Origin of the sequence: Enterobacter cloacae complex sp. IR53041 (assembly GCF_049238285.1) — a bacterium.
GTDB classification, from domain to species: Bacteria; Pseudomonadota; Gammaproteobacteria; order Enterobacterales; family Enterobacteriaceae; genus Enterobacter; species Enterobacter roggenkampii.
The window spans coordinates 24,464-50,839 of the sequence record NZ_JBMKHB010000020.1; the positions used below are offsets into that span (position 1 = coordinate 24,464).

At 56.9% G+C, this 26,376-nt stretch carries 25 protein-coding genes and 1 other annotated feature; of the genes, 13 read left to right on the forward strand and 12 right to left on the reverse strand.

The window, feature by feature from the left end:
* Positions 1-210: 210 nt before the first annotated feature.
* Positions 211-957 (forward strand): GntR family transcriptional regulator, encoded by a 747-nt coding sequence (locus ACOTXF_RS15125; protein ID WP_008500159.1) that lies wholly within the window; start codon positions 211-213, stop codon positions 955-957.
* Here the strand turns inward: ACOTXF_RS15125 and ACOTXF_RS15130 are convergent.
* From ACOTXF_RS15130 to ibpA, 3 genes are all read right to left on the reverse strand, one after another.
* On the reverse strand, positions 925-2,586 hold the full coding sequence (locus ACOTXF_RS15130) for a putative transporter (protein ID WP_025910734.1): 1,662 nt from the start codon (positions 2,584-2,586) through the stop codon (positions 925-927). The two genes, ACOTXF_RS15125 and ACOTXF_RS15130, sit on opposite strands and share 33 nt — an antisense overlap.
* A gap of 172 nt (positions 2,587-2,758) precedes the next feature.
* On the reverse strand, positions 2,759-3,187 hold the full coding sequence (gene ibpB / locus ACOTXF_RS15135) for a small heat shock chaperone IbpB (RefSeq protein ID WP_008500161.1): 429 nt from the start codon (positions 3,185-3,187) through the stop codon (positions 2,759-2,761).
* Between the two features lie 136 nt (positions 3,188-3,323).
* Positions 3,324-3,734, reverse strand: coding sequence for a small heat shock chaperone IbpA (ibpA, locus tag ACOTXF_RS15140; protein ID WP_008500162.1), 411 nt, complete (start codon positions 3,732-3,734; stop codon positions 3,324-3,326).
* Positions 3,728-3,799 (reverse strand) — a sequence feature (ROSE (Repression Of Heat Shock gene Expression) occurs in the 5'-region of heat shock genes and acts as an RNA thermometer to modulate expression.). It overlaps the preceding gene by 7 nt.
* Before the next feature lie 249 nt (positions 3,800-4,048).
* On the opposite strand from ibpA, the gene ACOTXF_RS15145 reads away from it, so the two are divergent.
* Entirely contained in the window at positions 4,049-4,381 is a 333-nt protein-coding gene (locus ACOTXF_RS15145) for a YceK/YidQ family lipoprotein (RefSeq protein WP_021242679.1), read from the forward strand.
* Here ACOTXF_RS15145 and ACOTXF_RS15150 read toward each other — a convergent pair.
* The 3 genes from ACOTXF_RS15150 to ACOTXF_RS15160 all read right to left on the reverse strand — a co-directional run bounded on the left by ACOTXF_RS15150 (position 4,378) and on the right by ACOTXF_RS15160 (position 7,610).
* Positions 4,378-5,607, reverse strand: a complete 1,230-nt coding sequence (locus tag ACOTXF_RS15150; RefSeq protein WP_047745063.1) for a DUF3748 domain-containing protein — start codon at positions 5,605-5,607, stop codon at positions 4,378-4,380. The genes ACOTXF_RS15145 and ACOTXF_RS15150 overlap by 4 nt on opposite strands.
* Positions 5,608-5,657: 50 nt before the next feature.
* Positions 5,658-6,470, reverse strand: coding sequence for a sugar-phosphatase (gene yidA / locus ACOTXF_RS15155; RefSeq protein WP_008500165.1), 813 nt, complete (start codon positions 6,468-6,470; stop codon positions 5,658-5,660).
* 114 nt (positions 6,471-6,584) lie between these two features.
* Entirely contained in the window at positions 6,585-7,610 is a 1,026-nt protein-coding gene (locus ACOTXF_RS15160) for a zinc-dependent alcohol dehydrogenase family protein (RefSeq protein WP_023326373.1), read from the reverse strand.
* 109 nt (positions 7,611-7,719) lie between these two features.
* On the opposite strand from ACOTXF_RS15160, the gene ACOTXF_RS15165 reads away from it, so the two are divergent.
* The gene (locus ACOTXF_RS15165; RefSeq protein ID WP_032654294.1) at positions 7,720-8,655 is read left to right on the forward strand and encodes a LysR family transcriptional regulator; all 936 of its coding nucleotides are present in this window, start codon (positions 7,720-7,722) and stop codon (positions 8,653-8,655) included.
* A 34-nt stretch (positions 8,656-8,689) separates the two neighbouring features.
* On the opposite strand, the gene gyrB is transcribed toward ACOTXF_RS15165, so the two are convergent.
* From gyrB to dnaA, 4 genes are read right to left on the reverse strand one after another with little or no spacing between them, the layout of a single operon-like run.
* Positions 8,690-11,101, reverse strand: coding sequence for a DNA topoisomerase (ATP-hydrolyzing) subunit B (gene gyrB, locus ACOTXF_RS15170; protein WP_045414779.1), 2,412 nt, complete (start codon positions 11,099-11,101; stop codon positions 8,690-8,692).
* Between the two features lie 28 nt (positions 11,102-11,129).
* The gene (gene recF / locus ACOTXF_RS15175; RefSeq protein WP_008500169.1) at positions 11,130-12,203 is read right to left on the reverse strand and encodes a DNA replication/repair protein RecF; all 1,074 of its coding nucleotides are present in this window, start codon (positions 12,201-12,203) and stop codon (positions 11,130-11,132) included.
* Positions 12,203-13,303, reverse strand: coding sequence for a DNA polymerase III subunit beta (gene dnaN / locus ACOTXF_RS15180; protein ID WP_008500170.1), 1,101 nt, complete (start codon positions 13,301-13,303; stop codon positions 12,203-12,205). The genes recF and dnaN overlap by 1 nt, the downstream gene beginning before the upstream one ends.
* Before the next feature lie 4 nt (positions 13,304-13,307).
* Positions 13,308-14,702 (reverse strand): chromosomal replication initiator protein DnaA, encoded by a 1,395-nt coding sequence (gene dnaA, locus ACOTXF_RS15185; protein WP_010426558.1) that lies wholly within the window; start codon positions 14,700-14,702, stop codon positions 13,308-13,310.
* Between the two features lie 599 nt (positions 14,703-15,301).
* Here dnaA and rpmH point away from each other — a divergent pair.
* The 9 genes from rpmH (at position 15,302) to ACOTXF_RS15230 (ending at position 22,821) form a co-directional block, all read left to right on the forward strand.
* A complete protein-coding gene (gene rpmH, locus ACOTXF_RS15190) occupies positions 15,302-15,442 on the forward strand; it encodes a 50S ribosomal protein L34 (protein WP_000831330.1) in 141 nt (46 codons plus the stop codon).
* Positions 15,443-15,458: 16 nt separating this feature from the next.
* Positions 15,459-15,818, forward strand: a complete 360-nt coding sequence (gene rnpA / locus ACOTXF_RS15195) for a ribonuclease P protein component (RefSeq protein WP_021242673.1) — start codon at positions 15,459-15,461, stop codon at positions 15,816-15,818.
* Positions 15,782-16,039, forward strand: a complete 258-nt coding sequence (gene yidD, locus ACOTXF_RS15200; RefSeq protein WP_001307474.1) for a membrane protein insertion efficiency factor YidD — start codon at positions 15,782-15,784, stop codon at positions 16,037-16,039. Before rnpA ends, yidD begins: the two co-directional genes overlap by 37 nt.
* Before the next feature lie 2 nt (positions 16,040-16,041).
* Positions 16,042-17,685, forward strand: coding sequence for a membrane protein insertase YidC (yidC, locus tag ACOTXF_RS15205; protein WP_008500173.1), 1,644 nt, complete (start codon positions 16,042-16,044; stop codon positions 17,683-17,685).
* A gap of 72 nt (positions 17,686-17,757) precedes the next feature.
* Positions 17,758-19,122: a tRNA uridine-5-carboxymethylaminomethyl(34) synthesis GTPase MnmE gene (gene mnmE, locus ACOTXF_RS15210; protein WP_045414777.1), complete on the forward strand. Its 1,365-nt coding sequence runs from the start codon at positions 17,758-17,760 to the stop codon at positions 19,120-19,122.
* A gap of 111 nt (positions 19,123-19,233) precedes the next feature.
* Positions 19,234-20,409 (forward strand): MFS transporter, encoded by a 1,176-nt coding sequence (locus tag ACOTXF_RS15215; protein WP_048963182.1) that lies wholly within the window; start codon positions 19,234-19,236, stop codon positions 20,407-20,409.
* On the forward strand, positions 20,378-21,349 hold the full coding sequence (gene yidZ / locus ACOTXF_RS15220) for an HTH-type transcriptional regulator YidZ (RefSeq protein ID WP_008500176.1): 972 nt from the start codon (positions 20,378-20,380) through the stop codon (positions 21,347-21,349). Before ACOTXF_RS15215 ends, yidZ begins: the two co-directional genes overlap by 32 nt.
* Before the next feature lie 122 nt (positions 21,350-21,471).
* Positions 21,472-22,218 (forward strand): 4'-phosphopantetheinyl transferase family protein, encoded by a 747-nt coding sequence (locus ACOTXF_RS15225; protein WP_023293689.1) that lies wholly within the window; start codon positions 21,472-21,474, stop codon positions 22,216-22,218.
* A gap of 36 nt (positions 22,219-22,254) precedes the next feature.
* On the forward strand, positions 22,255-22,821 hold the full coding sequence (locus tag ACOTXF_RS15230; RefSeq protein WP_232927004.1) for an NADPH-dependent FMN reductase: 567 nt from the start codon (positions 22,255-22,257) through the stop codon (positions 22,819-22,821).
* Between the two features lie 91 nt (positions 22,822-22,912).
* On the opposite strand, the gene adeP is transcribed toward ACOTXF_RS15230, so the two are convergent.
* Complete coding sequence (gene adeP, locus ACOTXF_RS15235; protein WP_139152656.1) at positions 22,913-24,250, reverse strand: adenine permease AdeP; 1,338 nt, start codon at positions 24,248-24,250, stop codon at positions 22,913-22,915.
* Between the two features lie 165 nt (positions 24,251-24,415).
* Here adeP and yieH point away from each other — a divergent pair, with 165 nt between their 5' ends.
* Positions 24,416-25,081 carry a 6-phosphogluconate phosphatase gene (gene yieH / locus ACOTXF_RS15240; RefSeq protein ID WP_048962856.1) on the forward strand — a complete coding sequence of 222 codons (666 nt, stop codon included), beginning with the start codon at positions 24,416-24,418 and terminating at the stop codon, positions 25,079-25,081.
* Between the two features lie 31 nt (positions 25,082-25,112).
* Here yieH and ACOTXF_RS15245 read toward each other — a convergent pair whose 3' ends face one another.
* The gene (locus tag ACOTXF_RS15245) at positions 25,113-26,261 is read right to left on the reverse strand and encodes an esterase (RefSeq protein WP_115415098.1); all 1,149 of its coding nucleotides are present in this window, start codon (positions 26,259-26,261) and stop codon (positions 25,113-25,115) included.
* Positions 26,262-26,376: the final 115 nt, after the last annotated feature.

Below are 26,376 nucleotides of genomic sequence, written 5' to 3' on the forward strand. Positions count from 1 at the left end.
CATGAAACAACCTGTAGGGGTAGAGGCCTTTATGGTTTTTTGCTGGCCTGAGGTGAGCATAAGAACTTACTGATGCGCGAACATGGCGTGCCGCTGCGATTCGTGATCGCATTCATGGTTTTATTTTGACCAATCAGGTCTACTTTTTACGGTAAATATGGACATGTCAGGACGCTATCCACGCCCTGATAAGGGCAGAGAGGTCTACTGGTGATCTACAAATCCATTGCTGACAGATTGCGGCTGCGGCTGAATTCGTCGGACTACAATATCGGCAGTCCGCTGCCGGGCGAGAAAGCGCTGGCGCAGGAGTTCGGCGTGGCGCGAATGACCATCCGCAAGGCGCTGGATCTGCTGGTGAGCTGGGGGCTGGTTGAACGGCGGCACGGCAGCGGCACGTTTGTGTCACGCAAAGACGTTCACCACGAAACCACCAACCTGACCGGGCTGGTGGAAGTGTTGCGTCAGCAGGGAAAAGAGGTGCAGAGCAAGGTGCTGCAGTTCGAAGTGATGCCCGCCCCGCCCGCCATCGCCAGCCAGCTGCGAATTCAGGTGGATGAGCGGATCTACTTTTCCCGGCGGGTGCGCTACGTGGACGGAAAACCGCTGATGCTGGAGGACAGTTTTATGCCGGTGAAGCTGTTTCGCAATCTGTCGCTGGCGCATCTTGAAGGGTCAAAGTTTGATTACATCGAGAAGGAGTGCGGGATCACCATCAGCGGCAACTACGAGAGCCTGACGCCGGTGCTGGCCGATAAGCAGCTGGCGGGTTATATGAACCTGCCGGAACAGACACCGCTGTTGCGTATCACCTCCCTTTCCTACAGCGACAGCGGCGAGTTTCTCAACTATTCCGTGATGTTCCGAAATACCAGTGATTACCAGGTGGACTACCATCTGCGGCGCATCCACCCGGAAGATTTACTAGCTCATCCCCCAGAACAGCACCGCCAGTAGCTGCGGGGTGATGATGCGCAGGAACATCACCAGCGGGTAGACGGTGGCATAGGAGAGCGCGGCCGCGCCGCTGGTGGTGTGCAGGTTATTGGCAAAGGCCAGCGCGGGCGGATCGGTCATGGAACCCGCCAGCATGCCGCACAGCGTCAGGTAGTTCATTTTGGCGAACATCCGCGCCAGTATGCCCACCGTCAGCAGCGGGATCGCCGTGATAAAGATGCCGTAGCCGACCCAGCTCATCCCTTCGCCCTTGAGCAGGGTGTCGACGAAATCCCCGCCGGACTTCAGCCCGACCACCGCCAGGAACAGCACGATGCCCAGCTCGCGCAGCGCCAGGTTGGCGCTCGGCGGCATAAACCAGTAGAGCTTACCGATGCAGCCGATACGCCCGAGGATCAGCGCCATAATCAGCGGCCCGCCCGCCAGGCCCAGCTTGAGCGCCACCGGGAAGCCCGGCACGTACAGCGGGATGGAGCCGAGCAGCACGCCGAGCCCGATACCGATGAACACCGGTAGCATCTGCACCTGCTGCAGTTTTTGCTGCGCGTTACCCACCATATCCGCGACGGCGTCAATGGAAGACGGGCGCCCCACCAGGTTGAGGATATCCCCGAACTGCAGGCTGGCCTCCGGGCTGGCGACCAGCTCGACACCCGCACGGTTAAGGCGGGAGATCACGACGTCATAACGCTCTTTTACCTGCAGATCGCGTATTTTTTTGCCAAGGACGTGCTCGTTGGTTACCACAACGCGTTCAACGCGCATATCGGTGCCGCGCGTTGAGAGCGAGGTATCCACTTCCTGACCAATCACCAGACGGGCATTGTTCAAATCTCCAGGCTGGCCCACCAGGTGCAGCAGATCGCCTTGCTGAATAATGGTGCCGGGGGCAGGCACCATCAGCATATCGTCGCGCTTAAGGCGGGAGCAGATAATATTGGCGCTGTTCAGGATCGGCACGTCCTGAATCGCCATATTGTTCAGGTTGGGGTTATCGACCCGAATGTTGATGGTTTTGATCGGCATATGGCCGTTGGTAAGCGTGGTTTCGTGGTCCTTCGCCTCTTTATCGACGTTAATGCGAAACAGGACGCGGACCAGCCACATGGAGAGCAGAATGCCGCAAATGCCAAACGGATAGGCCATGGCGTAGCTCATCCCCATCTGGTCGACAATGCCGGGTTCGATGCCCAAATCGCGCAGGATTTGCTGCCCGGCACCGAGCGCGGGCGTGTTGGTGACCGCCCCGGAGAAAATGCCCAGCACCACGGGCAGCGGGATAGCAAAGATTTTATGCAGAATGGCGGTGACCAGCCCGCCCATCACCACAATGCCAAGGGCAAACAGGTTGAGCCGCAATCCGGAGACCCGAAGTGAGGCAAAAAAACCCGGTCCCACCTGAATCCCGATGGTATAAACGAACAGGATCAGGCCGAACTCCTGGGTAAAGTGGAGCATTTCGGCGCTCAGCACCAGCCCGAGCTGGTCGGCAAAGTGGCCGACAAAAATGCCGCCAAATAGCACCCCGCCTATCCCAAACCCGACGCCGCGGATTTTGATATTCCCTATCCACAGGCCAACAACAGCGACCAGGGCCAACACGCTGACGGTTAACGCGATATCACTCATGATCCACTTCCTTGGCATAACCTTAGTTATGCTAAGGATTCTCTCAGAGCCGTGGGCGGTTGTATGGGCGATGGCGCACAAAAAAGCCCTGCCGGGGCAGGGCCTTGTGCGGTCTGTGAGCAGTGTCGGGTGGCGGCTGCGCCTTACCCGACCTACAGGTTCGGCGGGCTTATTAACTATTCAACGCCGGCCGGTCGCTAATGGCGATACGCTGCGGTGCGATGGCTTCCGGTACGTTACGGGTCAGGTCAATATGCAGCAGCCCGTTGGTAAACGTTGCGCCGGAGACGTCCATATGGTCTGCCAGGGTAAAGCTCAGGCTAAACGGCTGATTAACCAGCCCCTGATGAAGCCATTTGGTCTCGGTCTCTTGTTTCTCCGGCGTACCTTTCACGGTCAGACGCGTGCCTTCGAGCTGAATATCCAGATCCTCCTGACGGAAGCCGGCCAGCGCCAGGGTGATGCGATAGTGGTTATCGTCGCTTTTTTCGATATTGTACGGCGGAAACGTCTGTTGCTCAGCGGTGTTTTGCAGGGCATTAGCCAGTTTGTCAAAACCAATCCACTGACGAAGTAAGGGGGATAAATCGTAGTTACGCATACTAAATCTCCTTCTGAGAAGCGAGTTCGGCACAGTTTAATTTTGTGCGCAGTTGTTCCTGCAAATCCGGATGGATTCGCATATGCTCCCGTTACGGCAAGCAGGTCTGGGTGGGCCGCTCGCGCGACCCGCATAATTAGTTAATTTCGATACGACGCGGTTTTTTCTCTTCCGGAATCACACGTTCCAGTTCGATAAACAGCAGGCCGTTGACCAGGTTCGCGCCTTTCACGTGAATGTTCTCGGCTAACTGGAACTTGCGTTCAAAGTTGCGCTCAGCGATGCCCTGGTAAAGGTAGGTACGTTCTTTCTGCTCGGCCGTATGGGAACCTTTCACCACCAGCAGGTTGTCCTGCGCGGTGATCTCCAGTTCGTTTTCTGCAAAACCGGCGACGGCAATGGCGATGCGGTAGTGGTTTTCGTCAACCAGCTCAACATTGTATGGAGGGTAGCCGTTGCTCTGGCTTTGGTTATTTTCTAAATGGTTAAACAGGCGGTCAAAACCAATTGCAGAACGGTATAGCGGAGAAAGATCGAAGTTACGCATAAATAAAACTCCTGAAATCAGCGAGAAAATTAAGCCTTCCACCATGGACAGGCCTTTACGCCCCCCGAACACCCATCAGGCGAGTTCGTTATCGGGTCGTATTCTTAAAATGGGTCTGCAACCGGGCTTTTCAAGCATGACAACTGCACTTTTTTTTGCACTTTCCTGCATCTCGCATAGACTGGGACAACAGCACAAAGGGTTAAATTGCGATGGCTGCCACAGTGCGGGGTTATCGGGCTATCCATTTTGGATAAGGCTCGCTATAACCCTGAGTTGCAGGTCTATGCAGTGCCATTAACGATGACTGAGTGATGATGAAAAATGTTCTGATAAAGCTGACGACGTTCAGCGGGGTAGTTTTACTTTGCGGGTGTTCGAGCGTGATGTCTCACACCGGCGGTAAAGAAGGAACATATCCGGGGACGCGCGCCAGCGCGGCGATGATCTCCGATGACGATACAAACTGGGGCACCAAATCCCTGGTTATCCTGGATATGCCGTTTACGGCTGTGGCGGACACGCTTCTGCTGCCGTGGGATTTATTCCGTAAGGACGACTCCGTGCGCTCACGGGTAGAGAAAAGCGAGCAGGAAAATCTGGCGACAAACGCCGTCATTCCGCCCGCAGAGATGCCGCCGCGCTAGTTCTGCGCGGTTTCCGCTAACCAGAGCTGACGGAAACCGTCCGTCTCTTCCATCCACGCAATAAAGCGCCCGTCCGGGGAAAATACGACGGCATCCGCAGACGGCGGATTGCCGTGATCGGACGTCAAAAACGTCACCGCTCCGGTCTGCGCGTCACAGCAGGCGATCCGGTTTTCGAGCACAAACCCCAGCCGATCACCCGCCGGATGCCAGTTAAACGCAGACTGAATATCGCTCCCGTTACGCGTCAGCTGGCGCGGCTCGCCGCCTTCAGGTGAGATCAGCCACAGCTGCACAATGCCGTTATCGTCGCGCATCAGAAACGCGATCTGTGTCCCCTCCGGATTGCTGCGAACCCAGTGACGCGGCACGTTCACCAGGCCCGGATAGGCCCTTTGATGCGTAAAGGTCAAACGACGCTGCTTCACCCCAGCAGGCGGGGCTGGCAGGGTCTCTGCGGTGCCCTGAAGCGGCGCATCGCCCACCCGTTTCCAGCTCTGTTCATCTTCTGGCAGGTTAACAATAAACAGTTCAGGCACTTTCTCACCCGTTGCAGACAGGGTATCGCCGATAAACGCCAGTCTGCCGTTGCCCACCCAGCCCTCTTCGTAGGCGCGGTTAATTTCGTCGCTGCCCGGCTGCGGGTTGGGCGTCGTGCGGCTGACCAGCACGCTCCAGTAAGTCCCCGGGTATTCACGAGGATGGTTTCCCGGCGGATTCACCGGGCCATAAGGCGCTGCCACGCCGACGTTGCGTAAATCAAGCTTCGCATCGCGCACGTGCAGCACGTGGTCGTTATAGGTAAAGCTGACAAGCTGGCCGTTCGGGCTAAAGACATGGACGTGGCTGCCGCCGCGCAGCGCGCCCGGGGTGAACGGTGAAGTGATATCCATTGCGTCCAGATTGCTCACCTGCCCGTGATGCGCAATTACCCCCTGGCGATGATGAAAATCGTAGTGCCAGTCCGCATCCGGGTTTTTCGGGCCGTGGATAAAAACGTATTTCTCCTGCGCGGGATGAACGGTCACCACGCCAACGTGCGCACCGTCAGTAGCGCGATAAATCACCTCGACCTCGCCCGTAACAACATTAACCCGCTCGATGGTTTCACCGGTGAACGATGCACCTGACGGGCGCACGTCATAGACCAGCCACTGGCTGTCCGGCGTCCAGGTATTGATGTTAGTAAGCTGGTGGTTGCGGGAAGCGAAGGTGATTTGTTTCATGAGGATACCCTGATGCGCAGTTATCGCATCAGGGTATCGCAAGCGGGTGTTTAGTTCAGCACAAACTTCTCAATGGCGTAAGCCACGCCGTCTTCGAGGTTGGATTTGGTGACAAAATTAGCCACTTCTTTCACCGACGGAATAGCGTTATCCATCGCTACGCCCATGCCCGCGAATTCAATCATCGCGATGTCGTTTTCCTGATCGCCCAGCGCCATGATTTCGTCCGGCTTGATGCCCAGCGCGTCGGCCAGCGATTTCACGCCGGTGCCTTTATTGACGCGTTTATCGAGGATTTCAAGGAAGTACGGCGCACTTTTCAGCACGGTGTATTTCTCTTTCACTTCGGCCGGAATGCGCGCAATCGCTTTATCCAGGATCTCCGGCTCGTCGATCATCATCACTTTCAGGAACTGGGTGGCCGGATCCATCTTCTCGGCTTCACAGAACACCAGCGGAATGGTCGCCACGTAGGATTCATGTACCGTGTAGTAGCTGATATCACGGTTGGCGGTGTAAAGCGTATTGCGATCGAGAGCGTGGAAGTGGGAACCCACCTCACGGGACAGTTTTTCCAGGAACCGGTAGTCATCGTAGCTTAGCGCGGTTTGCGCAACCGTACTGCCATCCGCGGCTTTCTGCACCAGCGCGCCGTTATAGGTGATGCAGTAGTCGCCGGGCTGATTCATGTGCAGCTCTTTCAGGTAGCTGTGCACGCCCGCATACGGACGCCCCGTGGTGAGGACCACATTCACGCCCTTTGCGCGTGCCGCGGCGATCGCGTTCTTAACGGCTGGAGAGATAGTGTGGTCTGGCAGCAACAGCGTGCCGTCCATATCGATTGCAATAAGTTTGATAGCCATGAGTTCCCCGGGATAAATGAGTGCTGCCTCATGCTAACGCGATTAAGCACACAAAAATAGAGCTACCTTGCGCAACAAAAGCCCCCTTTTACGCCTATCCCGAGGAACAAAGACCTACTCGCGGGTGAGAACGATTTTACCAAACGCACCGCGATCCAGATGCTCAAGTGCCTGTTCAAGCTCGTTAAAACGGTAGCGATGCTCAATCACGGGTTTCAACCCGGTGACATCCACGGCGCGGACGAAATCCTCCAGCGCCCGGCGGTGCCCCACGCCGATCCCCTGAATGACGGGAGATTTCAGCAACAGTTCGCCAGCAGAGAGCGAAATGTCAGACCCGGCCAGCACGCCAATGACCGAGATACGTCCATGAACGGCAACGGCGCGCAGGGAGTGCTTCAGGTTCTCGCCCCCCACGGTTTCAATAATATGGTCGATGCCGCGATCCTGCGTCAGCGCCAGCGCCTCTTCAGCCCAGTCGCCTTTCAGGCGGTTGATGCCCTGGCTGGCCCCCAGCTTTTTGGCCAGCGCCAGCTTTTCATCGCTCCCGGACGTAACAATGACCTCTGCGCCGTGCGCTTTTGCGATTTGCAGGGCGAAAATCGCCACGCCGCCCGTTCCCTGTACCAGCACCGATTGCCCGGCGCGCAGCTGACCGCGTTCCACCAGTGCGAACCAGGCGGTAAGCCCCGCGCAGGGTAAGGTGCTGGCCTCTGCGTCATCCAGGGTTTCCGGCGATGCCGCCAGCGCGTCTTCCTTCACAATCACGTACTCGGCCAGCATTCCCTGGAAATAGCCGCCGGACGTTTTATAGGGCAAATTGCGCGCGTCCGCCTGCGGCTTACCGTCGATCCACTCCGGAAAGAAGGTTGAGATGACGCGGGCACCGGGCTGGAAACGCGTGACGCCTTCACCAACGCTGTCGACGACGCCCGCCATGTCAGACGCCGGGGTAAACGGGAAGGAAAGCGGAATCGGCATCGTGCCTTCAATCACCATTTTGTCGCGATAGTTGAGCGCAACGGCATTCACCCTTACGCGCACTTCACCCGGACCTGGCTGGGGAATGGGCTCCTGAATAAGCGTGAGGCTCTCGCGCCCGAGGGCGCTCATCGTCCAGCGTTGCATTGTCTCGGTCATTTTTTTCTCCGGCCATCAAGTAAGCTTTAGTACTGACAGTCTACCGTTGACGCATGGTCGCCAGTGGCGATAAGTTTTCTCTATATTGATGCCAAAAAAGATACAATTCATGACCGACACGCTGAAGGATATCCCTGTTTTTGTGGCTGCCGTAGAGGCGGGTAGTTTCGCTCAGGCCGCCATTCGTCTGCATTTGTCACGCTCGGCGGTAGGAAAAAGCATCGCTCGTCTCGAGGAGCGACTGGGGGTACGGCTGTTTCAGCGCACCACCCGCAGCCAGAGCCTGACCGATAACGGCGCCCTTTTTTATGAACGGTGCCTGCGTGCGCTGGAGGAAATTCGGGGCGCAGAGTCGCTGCTTGAAACGGGGAAACAGCAGGTGAGCGGCCGCCTGCGCGTTGCCATGCCGGTACTGTTTGGCCGCCAGTGCGTCGCGCCGCTGTTGATTGAACTGGCGCAGGAACATCCCGGGCTTGAGCTTGAGATGTCGTTCAGCGACCGCGTGGTGGATCTGGTGGAGGAAGGGTTTGATATGGCGGTGCGTAACGGCACGCTGCAGGACAGCAGCATGCTGGTCGCCAGAAAGCTGGGCGAACACCGCATGGTGCTGTGCGCTGCGCCGGATTATCTGCAGAACAAAGGCCAGCCGCAAAGCGTGGCTGACTTACCCCATCATACGGCGATTAACTATCTGCGCGCAGGCAGAGTGTTACCCTGGCAACTGATGGATAACGAAGGGACCTCGCACACCTTTACTCCCCGCTCATCGCTCAATATGGATGATTTGCAGGCCATCTGCGACGCGGCGCTGGCCGGACACGGGATTGCCTGGCTCCCCTGCTGGATGGCCATTAAAGAAATTCATCAGGGAAAGCTCGTCCCGCTCCTGAAGCAGGCGCCGGATGTCCATTTTGACGTTCATGCCGTCTGGCAGCAGACGCCGCACCTGCCGCTGAGAGTGAGGATTGCCGTCGATACGCTCGCCAGTCGCTTACCGTCAGTGCTGTCGCAGGATATGCCCGCGCCCATAAAAAAGCCGCGCTAAACGCGCGGCCAGTTATCGTGCGGTATCACGTCGATTAAATATCGATATTTGCCGCTTTCAGGGCGTTCTCTTCGATGAAGGCACGACGTGGTTCAACCGCATCGCCCATCAGGGTCGTGAACAGCTGGTCTGCAGCAATCGCGTCCTTAACTGTCACGCGCAGCATGCGACGGCTTTCCGGATCCATGGTGGTTTCCCACAGCTGCTCCGGGTTCATTTCGCCCAGACCTTTATAGCGCTGGATCGCGAGGCCGCGACGGGACTCTTTCACCAGCCAGTCCAGCGCCTGCTCGAAGCTGGCTACCGGCTGACGACGTTCGCCACGTTCGATGAACGCATCGTCTTCGATCAGGCCGCGCAGCTTCTCGCCGAGCGTGCAGATACGACGGTATTCCGGACCGGTGACAAACTCGTGCTCCAGCGGGTAGTCGGTGTCGACGCCGTGGGTACGCACGCGCACGATCGGCTCGAACTGCCCGTCAGCGTTCTGCTGAACATCGCATTTCCACTGGCTGCCATGCTGCTCTTTTTCGTTCAGATCGCTCACCAGAGCGTTCACCCAGCGGGTGACGGTCTGCTCGTTGCTCAGTTCGGCTTCGGTCAGGGTTGGCTGATAAACCAGCTCCTTCAGCAGCGTTTTCGGATAACGGCGTTCCATACGCGTAATCATTTTCTGCGTGGCGTTGAACTCGGACACCAGACGCTCCAGCGGCTCACCGGCCAGTGCAGGGGCGTGCGAGTTCGCGTGCAGGGTCGCGCCATCAAGCGCGATTGCGATTTGGTACTGATCCATCGCTTCGTCGTCTTTGATGTACTGTTCCTGCTTGCCTTTCTTCACTTTGTACAGCGGCGGCTGGGCAATGTAGACGTGGCCACGCTCAACGATTTCAGGCATCTGACGATAGAAGAAGGTCAACAGCAGCGTACGAATGTGCGAGCCGTCGACGTCGGCATCGGTCATGATGATGATGCTGTGGTAGCGCAGTTTGTCCGGGTTGTACTCGTCACGGCCGATGCCGCAGCCCAGCGCGGTGATGAGCGTCGCCACTTCCTGAGAAGAGAGCATCTTGTCGAAACGGGCTTTCTCAACGTTGAGGATTTTACCCTTCAGCGGCAGAATCGCCTGGTTCTTACGGTTACGGCCCTGCTTCGCAGAACCGCCCGCGGAGTCCCCTTCCACGAGGTACAGTTCGGACAGCGCCGGGTCGCGTTCCTGGCAGTCAGCCAGCTTGCCCGGCAGGCCGGCTAAGTCCAGCGCGCCTTTGCGACGGGTCATTTCACGGGCTTTACGCGCCGCTTCACGGGCACGCGCCGCATCAATAATTTTGCCCACCACGATTTTCGCGTCGGACGGGTTTTCCAGCAGGTATTCGCTCAGCAGTTCGTTCATCTGCTGCTCAACCGCCGATTTCACCTCGGAAGAGACCAGCTTGTCTTTGGTCTGTGAGGAGAACTTCGGATCCGGCACCTTCACGGAAACCACGGCAATCAGGCCTTCACGGGCATCGTCACCGGTGGCGCTGACTTTCGCTTTCTTGCTGTAGCCTTCTTTGTCCATGTAGGCGTTCAGGGTACGGGTCATCGCCGCACGGAAGCCTGCAAGGTGGGTACCACCGTCACGCTGTGGAATGTTGTTGGTAAAGCAGTAGATGTTTTCCTGGAAACCGTCGTTCCACTGCAGCGCCACTTCAACGCCGATGCCGTCTTTTTCGGTGGAGAAATAGAAGATATTCGGGTGAATAGGCGTTTTGTTCTTGTTCAGATACTCAACAAACGCCTTGATACCGCCTTCGTAGTGGAAGTGGTCTTCTTTGTTGTCGCGTTTGTCGCGCAGGCGAATCGAGACGCCGGAGTTCAGGAACGACAGTTCACGCAGGCGTTTCGCCAGGATGTCGTACTCGAACTCGGTGACGTTGGTGAAGGTTTCGAGGCTCGGCCAGAAACGCACCATGGTACCGGTTTTGTCGGTGTCGCCGGTAACGGCCAGCGGTGCCTGCGGCACGCCGTGCGTGTAAAGCTGACGGTGAATTTTGCCTTCGCGCTGGATAACCAGCTCCAGCTTCTGCGACAGGGCATTTACTACCGAAACACCTACGCCGTGCAGGCCGCCGGAAACTTTATAGGAGTTATCGTCGAACTTACCGCCTGCGTGCAGGACGGTCATGATCACTTCCGCCGCGGAGACGCCCTCTTCCGGGTGAATACCGGTTGGGATGCCACGGCCGTCATCGGTGACGGAGACGGAGTTATCCGCATGGATGGTGACCACGATGTCTTTACAGTGACCCGCGAGCGCTTCGTCGATAGCGTTATCTACCACCTCGAATACCATGTGGTGCAGACCGGTGCCGTCATCCGTGTCGCCGATATACATACCCGGGCGCTTACGCACCGCATCCAGCCCTTTCAGGACTTTGATACTGGAGGAGTCATAAGAATTCGACATCAACGTTTCTCGCTCATTTCAACTTGGGTTAATCCGTTATTTTACCCTTTTCCACGGTAAACATCTTCGAATTTTCGTCCGACATGTCCATAACGTGTTCAGCGCTAATGGCGCTGACGAAAACCTGCGACTGCGTGGCTTTTAAGCGGCTGGCAAGCAGCCCGCGCCGCGCGTCGTCAAGTTCCGAGGCAAAATCATCTATCAGGTACAGGCAGCGTCGCCCGCTCTCGCGGGTGAGGAACTCCCCCTGCGCCAGGCGCAACGCACACATCAGGAGCTTGAGCTGCCCGCGCGACAGCGTGTCTTCCACCGGCGCACCGTCGGCACGAATGCGGAAATCCGCCTTGTGCGGGCCGTGCGCGGTGTAGGTCAACATGCGGTCGCGCTCGAAGCTTCTCTCTAACACCTCGGCATAGTCCGTCTCTTTCTCCCAGCCGCGCTGGAAGGAAAAGGTGAGAGAGAACTCGGGTAAAAACTGTTTGCAGGTGTCGGCCATGTCTTCGGCAATACCTGCGCTGTATTCGGCACGCCAGTTGCTGATTTGTTCCGCAAGAGGGATTAACTCCATGTCCCACGGACGCAGCTGGGCGTAGCGCGTCACCTGGCGCAACGCGGCGTTACGCTGCTTGAGCAGACGCTTCAGGTTGCTCCAGGCGTTAAAGAATCCGGCTTCGTTGTGAAAGCATCCCCAGTCGAGGAACGCTCTTCTGTATTTGGGGCCGCCGTTGAGTAAAGTAAACCCCTCGGGCGTGATCAGCTGCATCGGCATCAGCAGTGCCAGCTCGGCCACCTTGTGGCCGTCGGTACCGTCGATGCGCACCTTGCTGTCGCCCTGCTTGTCTTTGGTCAGGCCGATGGCGGTCTCCCGCTCCTCGCCCTGTAAACGCCCGTGCAGAACAAAAGATTCCTGCTCGTGGCGAATCACGCGACCAATCTGCAAACTGCGAAACGCCCGGCCGTGGCCGAGCGTATAGATGGCTTCCAGCACGCTGGTTTTGCCGCTACCGTTCGCGCCAACCAGGAAATTAAAGCCAGGGGATAAAGCGAGATCCGCGCTTTCGATGTTGCGAAAGTCGCGGATCAACAGACGGGTGAGCGACATTACAGTCTCATTGGCATGACAACATAGGCAGCCGACTGTGATGCGGCATCTTCAATCTGTACGCTCGAAACGGAGTCGGTCAGCAGGATGCGCACGTTCTCGCATTTCAGCGCGTTCAGCACATCCAGCACGTAGCTAACGTTGAAGCCGATTTCCATCTCAGCCCCGGCGTAGGTGACGTCCAGAATCTCTTCTGCCTCTTCCTGCTCCGGGTTGTTGGCGGTGATTTTGATCTGGTTTTCACTCACGTACAGGCGCACGCCGCGGAATTTCTCGTTAGAGAGAATAGCCGCACGGGCAAAGGCCTGCTTGAGGCTATCGCAACCGGCTTCCAGCGTTTTGTCCGGGTTCTTCGGCAATACGCGGCGATAATCCGGGAAACGGCCGTCAACCAGCTTCGATGTGAAGACAAAATCGCCCACGTGGGCGCGGATGTTATTGCTGCCGATCTGCACGCGCAGCGGCGTGTCGCCGCCGTCGAGCATACGCATCAGCTCAATCACCCCTTTACGCGGCACGATGACCGAATGGTTTGGCAGCGAGTCGCCAATCGGCATGGAACAGACCGCCAGACGGTGGCCGTCGGTCGCCACGGTACGCAGCTCTTCACCTTCGGTTTCGAACAGCATGCCGTTTAAGTAGTAACGCACGTCCTGATGCGCCATGGAGAACTGGGTGGCTTCAATCAGACGCTTCATCGTCGCCTGCGGCAGGGTGAATTCCACTTCGCTCTGCCAGTCGTCCAGGTTCGGGAAGTCCGCTGCAGGCAGCGTGGAGAGCGAGAAACGGCTGCGGCCAGAGCGCACCAGCATACGGTCGCCTTCCAGCTGCACGGCGATTTCAGCACCTTCCGGCAGCCCGCGGCAGATATCAAAGAATTTACGTGCCGGAACCGTGGTCGCGCCCGCGTCGTGCGGCTGCGTCAGCGTAACGCGCGCGATCATTTCCATTTCCAGATCTGTACCGGTCAGCGACAGCGTACCGTCCGCGACCTGAAGCAGCAGGTTTCCGAGAATAGGCAGCGTTGGGCGGCCGCCTAATGGGCCACTCACCTGTTGCAGCGGTTTTAATAAATGTTCACGTTCAACGGTAAATTTCATAGCGTCACGATGATAATGTTCTGATTAGATTGGAAAAATCTTCTTTTATGTCGTGGCTTTCTTCGCGTAACTGCTCAATCTTGCGACAGGCGTGCAGCACGGTCGTATGGTCACGGCCACCAAACGCATCCCCGATTTCCGGCAGACTGTGGTTGGTTAACTCCTTTGCCAGCGCCATCGCCATCTGACGCGGGCGCGCCACCGAGCGGGAACGACGTTTAGACAGTAAATCTGCCACTTTGATCTTGTAGTACTCAGCCACCGTCTTTTGAATATTGTCGATAGTGACCAGTTTTTCCTGCAATGCCAGCAAATCACGCAGCGCTTCACGCACAAAATCGATGGTGATCGCACGACCGGTAAAGTTGGCATTGGCGATAACGCGGTTCAGTGCCCCTTCGAGCTCACGCACGTTGGAGCGCAGACGCTTGGCAATGAAGAACGCCACTTCACCCGGCAGGCGAATGTCATTTTCATCGGCTTTCTTCATCAGGATCGCGACGCGGGTTTCCAGCTCCGGTGGCTCGATCGCCACGGTCAGGCCCCAGCCGAAGCGGGATTTCAGACGATCTTCAACGCCGTTGATCTCTTTTGGATAACGATCCGAGGTCAAAATGATCTGCTGATTGCCTTCCAGCAGGGCATTGAAGGTGTGGAAAAATTCTTCCTGCGATCGTTCTTTATTGGCAAAGAACTGAATGTCATCGATCAGCAGCGCGTCAACGGAACGGTAGTAGCGTTTAAACTCTTCGATCGCATTGTTTTGCAGGGCTTTTACCATGTCCTGAACGAAGCGTTCGGAGTGCATATACACCACTTTGGCATTGGGCTTGCGCGCCATAATGCCGTTGCCCACCGCGTGCAGCAGGTGCGTTTTACCGAGACCCGTGCCGCCATACAGGAACAGCGGGTTGTAGGCCCCACCGGGGTTATCAGCAACCTGGCGAGCCGCCGCGCGCGCCAGCTGGTTCGACTTACCTTCAACGAAGTTATCGAACGTGTGTTTGACGTTTACGTTAGAGCGGTAGGTTGGCTCAGCCGGTGCAGGAACATTATCCCAACCCTGACGAGCAGGAGCGACGCGAGGGGCCGGCGCGGGTGCGGCCTGAGCAGGCGCAGCCACATTCACGGTTTCACGTACGGTTTGGGTGACCGGCTTTGTGCCCACTTCAAAGCGCAGCTGTGGGGCATCAGACCCGCAGAAATCGTTCAGCAGTCCATTGATGTTATTAAGGTACTTGTCCCTTACCCAATCGAGCACAAAACGGTTTGGCGCGTACAAAGCCAGCGTGTTATCGCTCAGTTCCGCCTGCAACGGGCGGATCCACATACTGAATTCTGTGGCTGGTAACTCATCCTGCAATCGGGCAAGACACTGCTGCCAAAGCGAAAGTGACACGGCGGACTCCACTCGAACAATAAAAGAAAACTATTGAATATTCATGATTGTTGGCGCACATCGGCATGACCCTGTGTAAAGGGGGACGTGCGAATTGCTATCTGCAATTTATCCTGACCAGGATCCTGGGATCCCGATCGGGACCGCGGATCATAGCCTAAACTGAGCCAGAGATCTTCTGTTTCTCACAGATTCTTCCCGATTTATCCACAGGAAGATCAGAAACCGGTTAAGTGTAAACGATCCTGGCGCGAGTGCCCCACGATTTAGCCCGCATATTGGAAAAATTAATGAGCACAGCCAATTTATTGCTTAAATGATCTAACGAAGATCCGGGACGATCCTTGCGCTTTATCGGTGAGCCCGTATAATCCTCGACCCGGCGCGTGATGCTCATCTTCCTGCGTCGTCCGTTGCTCATTTTCCACGCGAAAACGTGCGGAAATACGCGGGAAATAAGGAAAGAGAATTGACTCCGGAGTGTACAATTATTACAATCCGGCCTCTTTAATCACCCACGCTGAGGCGTTAGTCGTTCGAAACTCGTTCGGGTATACGCAAAAGTCAGTGAATTTATTCAAGTTTAGGTAGAAATCGCCATGAAACGCACTTTTCAACCGTCTGTACTGAAGCGCAACCGTTCTCACGGCTTCCGTGCTCGTATGGCTACTAAAAATGGTCGTCAGGTTCTGGCACGTCGTCGTGCTAAAGGCCGCGCTCGTCTGACCGTTTCCAAGTAATAAAGCTAACCCCTGAGTGGTTAAGCTAGCATTTCCCAGGGAGTTACGTTTGTTAACTCCCGCTCATTTCACTTTCGTCTTCCAGCAGCCACAACGGGCTGGCACGCCGCAAATCACCATCCTCGGCCGCCAAAATTCGCTGGGGCATCCCCGCATCGGTCTCACAGTCGCCAAGAAAAATGTTAAGCGTGCGCATGAACGCAATCGGATTAAACGTCTGACGCGTGAAAGCTTCCGTTTACGTCAGCACGAACTGCCTTCAATGGATTTCGTGGTGGTGGCGAAGAAAGGGGTTGCCGACCTCGATAACCGTGCTCTCTCGGAAGCGTTGGAAAAATTATGGCGCCGCCACTGTCGCCTGGCTCCCGGGTCCTGATAGCCCTCATTCGGGTCTATCAACGCCTGATTAGTCCGCTACTCGGGCCGCACTGCCGTTTCACACCAACATGCTCAAGCTACGGAATTGAGGCATTGCGCAGGTTTGGAGTGATAAAAGGCAGTTGGTTGACGGTGAAACGCGTATTAAAATGCCACCCTTTACACCCCGGTGGAGACGACCCCGTCCCCCCAGGACCCTTTGATACCAGAGAACACTAACGATGGATTCGCAACGCAATCTTCTTATCATCGCTTTGTTGTTCGTGTCTTTCATGATCTGGCAGGCATGGGAGCAGGATAAAAATCCTCAACCCCAGCAGCAGACCACGCAGACTACGACCACCGCAGCGGGTAGCGCCGCCGACCAGGGCGTACCGGCCAGTGGCCAGGGGAAACAGATTACGGTTAAGACCGATGTGCTTGAGCTGACAATCAACACCCGTGGTGGTGATGTTGAGCAGGCGCTGCTGTTGACCTACCCGAAAGAGCTGAAGTCTAACGAACCGTTCCAGTTACTGGAAACCACGCCTGAGTTTATCTACCAGGCGCAGAGCGGCCTGACCGGTCGTGACGGCCCGGATAACCCGGCTAACGGTGCGCGTCCACTGTATAACGTCGAGAACGACACCTTTGTGCTGGCTGATGGCCAGAACGAACTCGTTATCCCGATGACCTATACCGACGCCGCAGGCAACACCTTCACCAAAACCTTCACCCTGAAGCGCGGTGAGTATGCGGTGAACGTGGGCTACAGCGTACAGAACGCCAGTGCGAAACCGCTGGAGCTGTCGACCTTTGGCCAGCTGAAGCAGTCCATCAATCTGCCGTCTCACCGTGACACCGGAAGCAGCAACTTTGCGCTGCACACCTTCCGTGGCGCGGCGTACTCCACGCCTGACGCGAAGTACGAGAAATACAAATTCGACACCATTGCCGATAACGAAAACCTGAACGTCAGCGCTAAAGGCGGTTGGGTGGCGATGCTGCAGCAGTATTTCGCGACGGCGTGGGTGCCAAATAACGACGGTACCAACAACTTCTATACCGCGAACCTGGGTAACGGCCTTGCAGCCATCGGCTACAAATCTCAGCCGGTTCTGGTACAGCCGGGTCAAACCGGTAAGCTCGCCAGCACCCTGTGGGTTGGCCCGGAAATTCAGGACAAAATGGCCGCTGTTGCGCCGCACCTGGATCTGACCGTGGATTACGGTTGGTTGTGGTTCATCTCTCAGCCGCTGTTTAAGCTGCTGAAGTTCATCCACAGCTTCCTGGGTAACTGGGGCTTCTCCATCATCGTTATCACCTTCATCGTTCGTGGCATCATGTACCCGCTGACTAAAGCGCAGTACACCTCCATGGCGAAGATGCGCATGCTGCAGCCGAAGATTCAGGCGATGCGTGAGCGTCTGGGCGATGACAAACAGCGTCAGAGCCAGGAAATGATGGCCCTGTATAAAGCAGAGAAAGTGAACCCACTGGGTGGCTGCTTCCCGCTGCTGATTCAGATGCCAATCTTCCTTGCGCTGTACTACATGCTGATGGGTTCCGTTGAACTGCGCCACGCGCCGTTCGCACTCTGGATCCATGACCTGTCCGCACAGGATCCATACTACATCCTGCCGATCCTGATGGGCGTGACGATGTTCTTCATCCAGAAGATGTCGCCGACCACCGTGACCGACCCGATGCAGCAGAAGATCATGACCTTTATGCCGGTCATCTTCACCGTGTTCTTCCTGTGGTTCCCGTCAGGTCTGGTGCTGTACTATATCGTCAGCAACCTGGTGACCATCATCCAGCAGCAGCTGATTTACCGTGGTCTGGAAAAACGTGGCCTGCATAGCCGCGAAAAGAAAAAGTCCTGATCCGATAAGTTAACGCTAAAATAAGGGCGGTCGATTGACCGCCTTTTTTATTTGTATTGAACGAGAGCAACCATGAGCCATAACGACACTATCGTCGCCCAGGCAACCCCACCGGGACGCGGTGGTGTAGGCATTCTGCGTATCTCCGGCCTGAAGGCACGCGAGGTGGCCGAAGCGGTGCTGGGTAAACTGCCAAAGCCGCGCTACGCTGATTACCTGCCGTTTAAAGATGCCGACGGCACGCCGCTGGACCAGGGCATTGCGCTGTGGTTCCCCGGCCCGAACTCCTTTACCGGTGAAGACGTGCTGGAGCTTCAGGGCCACGGCGGCCCGGTTATCCTCGACCTGCTGTTAAAACGTATCCTGACCCTGCCGGGCCTGCGCATTGCCAAGCCGGGCGAGTTCTCCGAGCGTGCCTTCCTCAACGACAAGCTCGACCTGGCGCAGGCTGAGGCCATTGCTGACCTGATCGACGCCAGTTCTGAACAGGCGGCCCGCTCTGCTCTGAACTCGCTGCAGGGCGCATTCTCCGCGCGTGTGAATCACCTCGTGGACGCACTTACTCACCTTAGGATCTACGTGGAAGCGGCTATCGACTTCCCGGACGAGGAGATCGACTTCCTCTCTGACGGCAAAATCGAAGCCCAGCTCAACCAGGTGATGGCCGATCTCGACGCCGTTCGTGCAGAAGCGCGCCAGGGCAGCCTGCTGCGTGAAGGGATGAAGGTGGTGATTGCCGGACGCCCGAACGCCGGTAAATCGAGCCTGCTGAACGCCCTGGCGGGCCGTGAAGCGGCAATCGTAACCGACATTGCCGGCACCACTCGCGACGTGCTGCGCGAGCACATCCACATCGACGGCATGCCGCTGCACATCATCGATACCGCCGGTCTGCGCGATGCCAGCGACGAGGTTGAGCGCATCGGTATCGAACGCGCCTGGCAGGAGATCGAGCAGGCCGACCGCGTGCTGTTTATGGTGGATGGCACCACGACCGACGCCGTTGACCCGGCAGAGATCTGGCCGGACTTTATTGCCCGTCTGCCGGCCAAACTGCCGATCACCGTGGTGCGTAACAAAGCGGACGTGACCGGCGAAACGCTCGGTATCAGCGATGTGAATGGTCACTCACTGATTCGCCTGTCGGCGCGGACCGGTGAAGGCGTGGATGACCTGCGTAACCATCTCAAGCAGAGCATGGGCTTTGATACCAGCATGGAAGGCGGCTTCCTGGCGCGTCGCCGTCACCTGCAGGCGCTGGAAGAGGCGGCACGCCATCTTGACCAGGGCAAAGCGCAGCTGATTGGCGCGTGGGCAGGTGAACTGCTGGCGGAAGAGCTGCGTCTGGCGCAGCAGAATCTGAGCGAGATCACCGGGGAGTTTACGTCGGACGATCTGCTGGGACGGATCTTCTCGAGCTTCTGTATTGGTAAGTAATTCCCGCTAATCCATGGTGATTTCCTCCTGGGAAATCACCATTGTCCAAATGGCAACTCGCCTAATCCCTTTTCACCCCCTATCCTGCATGCCTGCATCTATGGGGGGTTTATGGCGCGTTTTCTGTTTTGTAGTTTCGCATTAGTTCTGCTTTATCCGTCCGGTATTGATATGTATCTGGTGGGATTACCGCATATCGCCCGCGATCTGGGCGCCAGCGAAGCGCAGCTGCATATTGCGTTTTCGGCCTACCTCGCGGGGATGGCGTCGTCGATGGTCTTTGCCGGGAAGATCGCGGATAAAGCAGGCCGTCAGCCTGTCGCTATCGCCGGTGCCATCGTTTTTGCCCTGGCGTCGCTTCTCTGCTCACAGGCGCAAAACAGCACCGTGTTTCTGGCCGGGCGCTTTATCCAGGGCATCGGTGCGGGCGGTTGCTACGTGGTGGCGTTTGCCATTTTGCGCGACACCTTAAGCGCCCAGCGTCGCGCCAAAGTGCTGTCGATGCTGAACGGCATTACCTGCATCATCCCGGTGCTGGCCCCGGTCGTGGGCTATCTGATCATGCTGAAGTTCCCGTGGCAGAGCCTGTTCTGGACCATGGCGGCGATGGGCGCGCTGGTGTTTGTCCTGTCGATTGCCGTGCTGAAAGAGACCCACCCGGGCTCGCAGAATACCGGCCATACCGCGACCATTCACCCGGCAGAGAAGCTTCTCAACCGCTTTTTCCTCAGCCGTCTGACCGTGACCACGTTAAGCGTGGCGGTGATCCTGACCTATGTAAACGTTTCCCCGGTGTTGCTGATGGAGACCATGGGCTTCGATCGCGGTGAGTATTCCACGGTGATGGCATTAACCGCGATGGTCAGTATGGCCGTTTCGTTTTCGACGCCGTTTGCGCTGAATATCTTCCGCCAGCGCACGCTGATGGTGACCTCACAGGTTTTATTCCTTGCCGCAGGCGCGATCCTGGCGACCACCAGCTCACATGCGGTGATGCTGGTGGGCATTACGCTCATTTGCGCCGGGTTCTCGGTTGGCTTTGGCGTGGCGATGAGCCAGGCGCTTGGTCCCTTCTCGCTGCGGGCAGGCGTGGCGAGTTCGGTGCTGGGGATCGCGCAGGTCTGCGGCTCGTCGCTGTGGATTTGGCTGGCGGCAGTCATCGGGCTTAACGCGCTGAATATGCTGATCGGGGTTCTGATTGGCTGTAGCATAGTCTGCATTACCTTACTTATGGTCATCCAGCCCGCGGCGCACTATGAAGAAGCCCATCAGCAGTCTCGATCTTAACCTGTTGCTGTGCCTGCAGCTTTTGCTGCAGGAGCGCAGCGTTACCAAGGCGGCGAAGCGGATGAACGTGACGCCGTCGGCGGTGAGTAAATCGCTGGCCAAGCTGCGCGACTGGTTCGATGACCCGCTGTTTGTCAAAACGCCGCTAGGGCTGCTGCCGACGCCGCTGACGGTGAGCCTGGAGCAAGATCTGGCTGACTGGATGCAAATCGGCAACCAGATCCTCGATAAATTCCATCATGATTCTCCGGGCGGGCTGACGTTCGTGCTGGCCGCGGAAACGCCGCTGATGCTGATCCGCTTCAATACCCTGCTGGAGCAGGTGAACCAGCGCTATCCGCAGGCGACGGTGAAAATGCGCCAGTGGGATTACGACTCGCTGGACGCGATTACGCGTGGCGAGGTGGATTTGGGCTTCACCGGGCGTGAAACGCATCCGCGATCCCGCGAGCTGCTTAAGCTGATGCCGTGGTTTATCGACTACGAAATCCTGTTCAGCGACCGCCCCTGCGTCTATCTGCGCGAGGATCATCCAGCGCTTCAGCAAGAGTGGAATCTGGAGACCTTCCTGCGCTATCCCCACATCAGCATCTTCTGGGAACGCAGCGATACCTGGGCGCTTGATGAGGTGTTAAAGGAGATGGGACGCGATCGCACTATCGCCATGAGCCTGCCGGGCTTCGAACAGGCGATGTTTATGGCGGCGCAGCCCGGCCATCACTATATCGCCACCGCCCCGCACTACTGTCACCACTACAATGAACTCCACCAGCGTAAGCTGATCGCGCTTCCGATCCCCATTGATGAGGAGCAGGCGGATAAATTGACCGTGCCCTTCACGCTGATCTGGCATAAACGGAACAGCCATAATCCCAAAATTCTCTGGCTGCGGGAGACCATCAAGGCGCTGTACGGTGCGAGCGATCCAATTTTTGCCTAAGAAAATGTAAAGTTCGGTCCTAAGGCTTCTCTTACTTCCATTTACTGATTAAAACAGGAGGCAAGTTAAGCGATAATCATGTAACCGTTTAACCGATTACGACCATTATCAAGGAGCGAAAAATGGCTACGCACTTTGCAAGAGGGATACTTACAGAAGGACGTCTCGTATCGGCAAGAATTTCTTCAGCCTGTCACCGTGAAGCACTCACTCTTCCGGAGCATCGCAGGTCGCGGTTTTTAGCGTCCCGAGCGCTTCTCGCAGAACTGATGTTTATGCTGTACGGCACCAGCGAGCTGCCGGACATCATTACCCAGCCAGAAGGCCGCCCGGTCTTTGCGGACCCGGATCTCCCTCGTTTTTCCATTGCCTACACGGGCAATATCATTGGGGTCGCGCTGACCACCGAAGGGGACTGTGGGCTCGATATGGAGCTTCAGCGCGCGACGCGCAGCTTCCACGGTGGTAACGCGCATGAAGACTATCCGCTCTCCAGCAATGAGAAGCTGTGGGTACGCAACCAGAACGATCCTGTTGAAGCCAGAGCCCAGCTCATTACCCTGCGCCAGAGCATTCGCAAGCTCTGCGGATGCGCCTCAGACGACGCCAGCCTGCTGCAACTGTTGCCTGGCTCCGGACGTCTGCGCGCCACCCAGGCCACGCTGGTAGAAGCGCTCTGCGACGCGGAGGATGTGCTCATCTGGTCCATCGCGGTGACCCCCGCCATCGAACGCATGAAAATCTGGGAATTTGACAGTCAACAGGGATGGCGTAGCCTTCCTGATGTGCCCGAGCGCGCCAACGAGCCCGCCGCACGTCTGATGCGATTAACCAGTTTACCGGCAGAAAAAGCATTCACCCTTAGCTGATCCAATCAGGGTCATCATGATGAAACAGGAGTAATCATGTCTGATACGTTGAAAGTTGTTACGTTACTGGGAAGCCTGCGCAAAGGTTCATTTAACGGGATGGTAGCCCGCACGCTGCCACAGCTGGCACCTGCAGGTATGGAAATTAGCGCCCTGCCGTCTATTGGCGATATTCCGCTTTATGATGCCAACGTACAGCAGGAAGAAGGGTTCCCGCAGAGCGTTGAGGCGCTGGCAGAGCAGATTCGCCAGGCTGACGGCGTGGTCATCGTCACGCCAGAGTACAACTACTCTGTACCCGGTGGTCTGAAGAATGCCATCGACTGGCTGTCCCGTTTACCTGAGCAGCCGCTGTCAGGCAAACCGGTGCTGATCCAGACCAGCTCCATGGGCGCGATTGGCGGCGCGCGCTGCCAGTATCACCTGCGTCAGATCCTGGTCTTCCTCGATGCGATGGTGATGAACAAGCCGGAATTTATGGGCGGAGTGATTCAGAACAAGGTCGACCCGCAAACGGGTGAAGTGGTGGATCAGAGCACGCGCGACCATCTCTCTGGCCAGCTGACGGCGTTCGGGGATTATATTAAGCGGGTTAAAGCCTGATAAAAAAGCCCGGTGGCGCTAGCGCTTACCGGGCCTACACTCGTCAGTAGGTCAGGTAAGCGAAGCGCCACCTGACACCACAAACCGCACCTTAGTGCGCGTCAATAAACACAATCTTCAGCACAAACAGCAGCGCCACAACGATGACGCACGGGCTGAGGTCGCGGAAGCGGCCGGTACCGATCTTCATTACGCAGTAAGAGATAAAGCCCAGCGCGATACCTTCGGTAATCGAGAAGCTGAACGGCATCATCACGGCGGTAATAAACGCCGGCACCGCTTCGGTTAAATCATCCCACTTCACGCGCGACAGGCTGGAGGTCATCAGCACACCCACGTAGATCAGCGCACCCGCTGCAGCGTACGGAGGCACCATGCCCGCCAGCGGAGAGAGGAAGATCACCAGCAGGAACAGAATACCCACTACAACCGCCGTCAGACCGGTACGGCCACCCACAGAAACCCCGGAAGAGGATTCGATGTAAGCGGTCACAGACGAGGTCCCGATAAATGAACCGGTCACAGAGGAGATACTGTCCACAAACAGCGCCTGCTTCATGCGCGGGAATTTGCCTTTCTCATCTGCCAGACCCGCTTTGTCGGTCACGCCGATCAGCGTACCGGAGGAGTCGAACAGGTTCACCAGCATGAAGGAGAAAATCACGCCCGCCAGGCCCAGGTTCAGGGAACCGGCCAGATCAACATGACCAACAACGGTAGAGACGCTCGGTGGCGCGGAGACGATACCGTTATAGTGAACGTCGCCCAGCATCCAGCCCAGCAGCGTGGTCACCACGATGGAGACCAGCACCGCCGCATGAATATTGCGGGAAGCCAGGATGGCGATGATAAAGAAGCCCAGCACGCCCAGCAGCACGTTATGCGAGGTCAGGTGACCGATGCTCACCAGCGTATCCGGGTTCGCCACGATGACACCGGCGTTTTTCAGCCCCATCATCCCGATAAACAGACCGATACCGCTGGTGATGCCCACGCGCAGGCTCACGGGAATGTTCGCAATCATCCAGTAACGCACGCGGAAAATGGTCAGCAGCAGCAGGCCAATCGCACCCCAGAAGATGGCGCCCATACCCACCTGCCACGGCAGCCCCATCGCCTGAACCACCACGAAGGCAAAGAACGCATTCAGACCCATCGCCGGGGCCAGCGCGACCGGCAGGTTAGCGAACACACCCATCAGAATGCTGCCGAGGGCCGCGATCAGACAGGTAGTCACGAAGACGGCGCTGGTATCCATGCCAGCAACGCCCAGAATTTGAGGGTTAACAAAAACGATATAGACCATCGTCAGGAAGGTGGTGAAACCGGCGATCACTTCGGTGCGTGCCGTCGTGCCGTGCTCGCGCAGTTTAAACACGCGCTCAAGCAGACCCTGACCAGATGTCTGGGTAGTGTGTTGTTGACTCATCATCAATTTCCGAACAAGGAGGGAAAATTCGTCGCTATCCTATACCAAAATGCGACAATAGTGGCGGTTACGTGATACTTTTTTCATTGAATTTGCTTATACGGCAACGATTGCGTTCCGGTGAACTGCCGTACGTAAACGTTAAACTGGTTAAAAAGGAAAGGCATGTCCGGAATTGAAGCGGTATTTTTCGACTGCGACGGTACGCTGGTCGACAGTGAGGTCATTTGTTCCCGCGCGTATGTGGCCATGTTCCAGGAATTTGGCATTACGCTGGAACTCGACGAGGTGTTTAAACGCTTTAAGGGCGTGAAGCTCTACGAGATCATCGACATCATTAACGAAGAACACGGCGTCGTTCTGGATAAAGCGGCTCTGGAACCGGTGTACCGCGCCGAGGTTGCGCGCCTGTTCGATTCGGAGCTGGAGGTGATTCCGGGCGCAAACGCGCTGCTGGATGCCATGACGGTGCCGATCTGCGTGGTCTCCAACGGACCGGTCAGCAAAATGCAGCACTCGCTCGGCAAGCTTGAGATGCTGCACCACTTCCCGGAAAAACTGTTCAGCGGCTACGATATCCAGCGCTGGAAGCCGGACCCGGCACTGATGTTCCATGCGGCAAAGGCGATGAACGTTAACGTAGAGAACTGCATTCTGGTGGATGACTCGTCTGCGGGCGCGCAGTCGGGGATTGATGCGGGAATGGAGGTGTTTTACTTCTGCGCCGACCCGCACAACAAGCCGATCGTTCATCCAAAAGTCACGACCTTCACCGATCTGGCGCAGCTACCCGCGCTGTGGAAGGCCCGCGGTTGGAATATTACGCGTTAAGCCGCCCCTCCCTGCAGGGAGGGCGACAGGTTTATCTGAAGAGCTTTTGAACAAACTCAGCATACGCCGGACGCCAGACGTCCATTTCGTGGTTCAGACCGGGGTACATTTTATAGTCGAATTTGATGCCCTGCTTTTCCAGCTCCGCTTTCAGACCGGCGATATCTTTGCCGGTCACCGAATCGCGCTCTCCCACAACGACGGTGAAGTTATGCAGCTGCCGGTTAATGGCCTCAGGCTGCTTAAAGCGTGCGGCCACGCCTTCGTCAGGCACGGTTGTCGTGGTAACGCCGCTGAACGTTCCCAGCCAGCCGAAGCTCTCCAGATGATTCATCCCGGAGACCAGCGCCTGATAACCGCCCTGTGACAATCCCGCCAGTGCCCGGCCTGCCGCATCTTTACGCACGTTGAAGCGTGTATCCACCAGCGGAATAATCTCGCTCATCAGTTCACGGTCTGCGGCTTTCGCATTGAGCGGATAGAAAGACTTCCGTCGTTCTACCGGTGGGAAGTTCTCGGGGATGGCCTCAGTGCTCTCCGTCTCGGTGTCGGGTACCACCACCAGCATCGGTTTGATTTTCCCTTCGGCCATCAGGTTATCCATGATTTGCGGCAGACGGCCCTGGTCGATGGCCGAAAGCCCGGTATCCCCAAAACCATGGTAGAAGTAGAGCACCGGTAAGGGTTCCCCTGTGCCGTTGTAGCCAGGGGGAGTCCATACATAGACGCGGCGCTCTGACTTGAGCGACGGCGAGTGCCAGGTCAAGGTCGTCAGATCGCCATGCGGTACAGGACGATCGTCGAGAATACTGCCCGGAACCAGAATCAGGCTGGTGTTCACCTGCCGCTGGGGTTTTTGATAGCGGCTTCCCGTGTCAACTGAACGGAAACCATCGATGTCGAAATAATATTCGTAGAGATTCGGGGCCATCGGCTCGCTTTTCCATGACCAGACGCCATTTTTCTCTTTCGTCATATCATGGGAAACCTGGCTTTCAGGCATTGACCCCGTCACCACGGAGACTCGCGTTGCGCCGGGTGCAAACAGGCGAAACGTAATGCTTTTATCCGCATTAACCTGGGTCACATAGCGGCTGACCGGGGTAGTCTGGTCAGGTGTGACCGGCAACGGTGCGGCAATCACGTCTGTTCCAGTACCGATCCCGATGCTGATGGCCATCGCCAGGCACGCTAATGAATTTTTCATATACCATCCTTTGCTGTTTTTTCGTCTCACGTTAGCGCGTTTCGAACGTCAGGCAACGGATGAAGGGGAAAATTGTGATTACACTAGA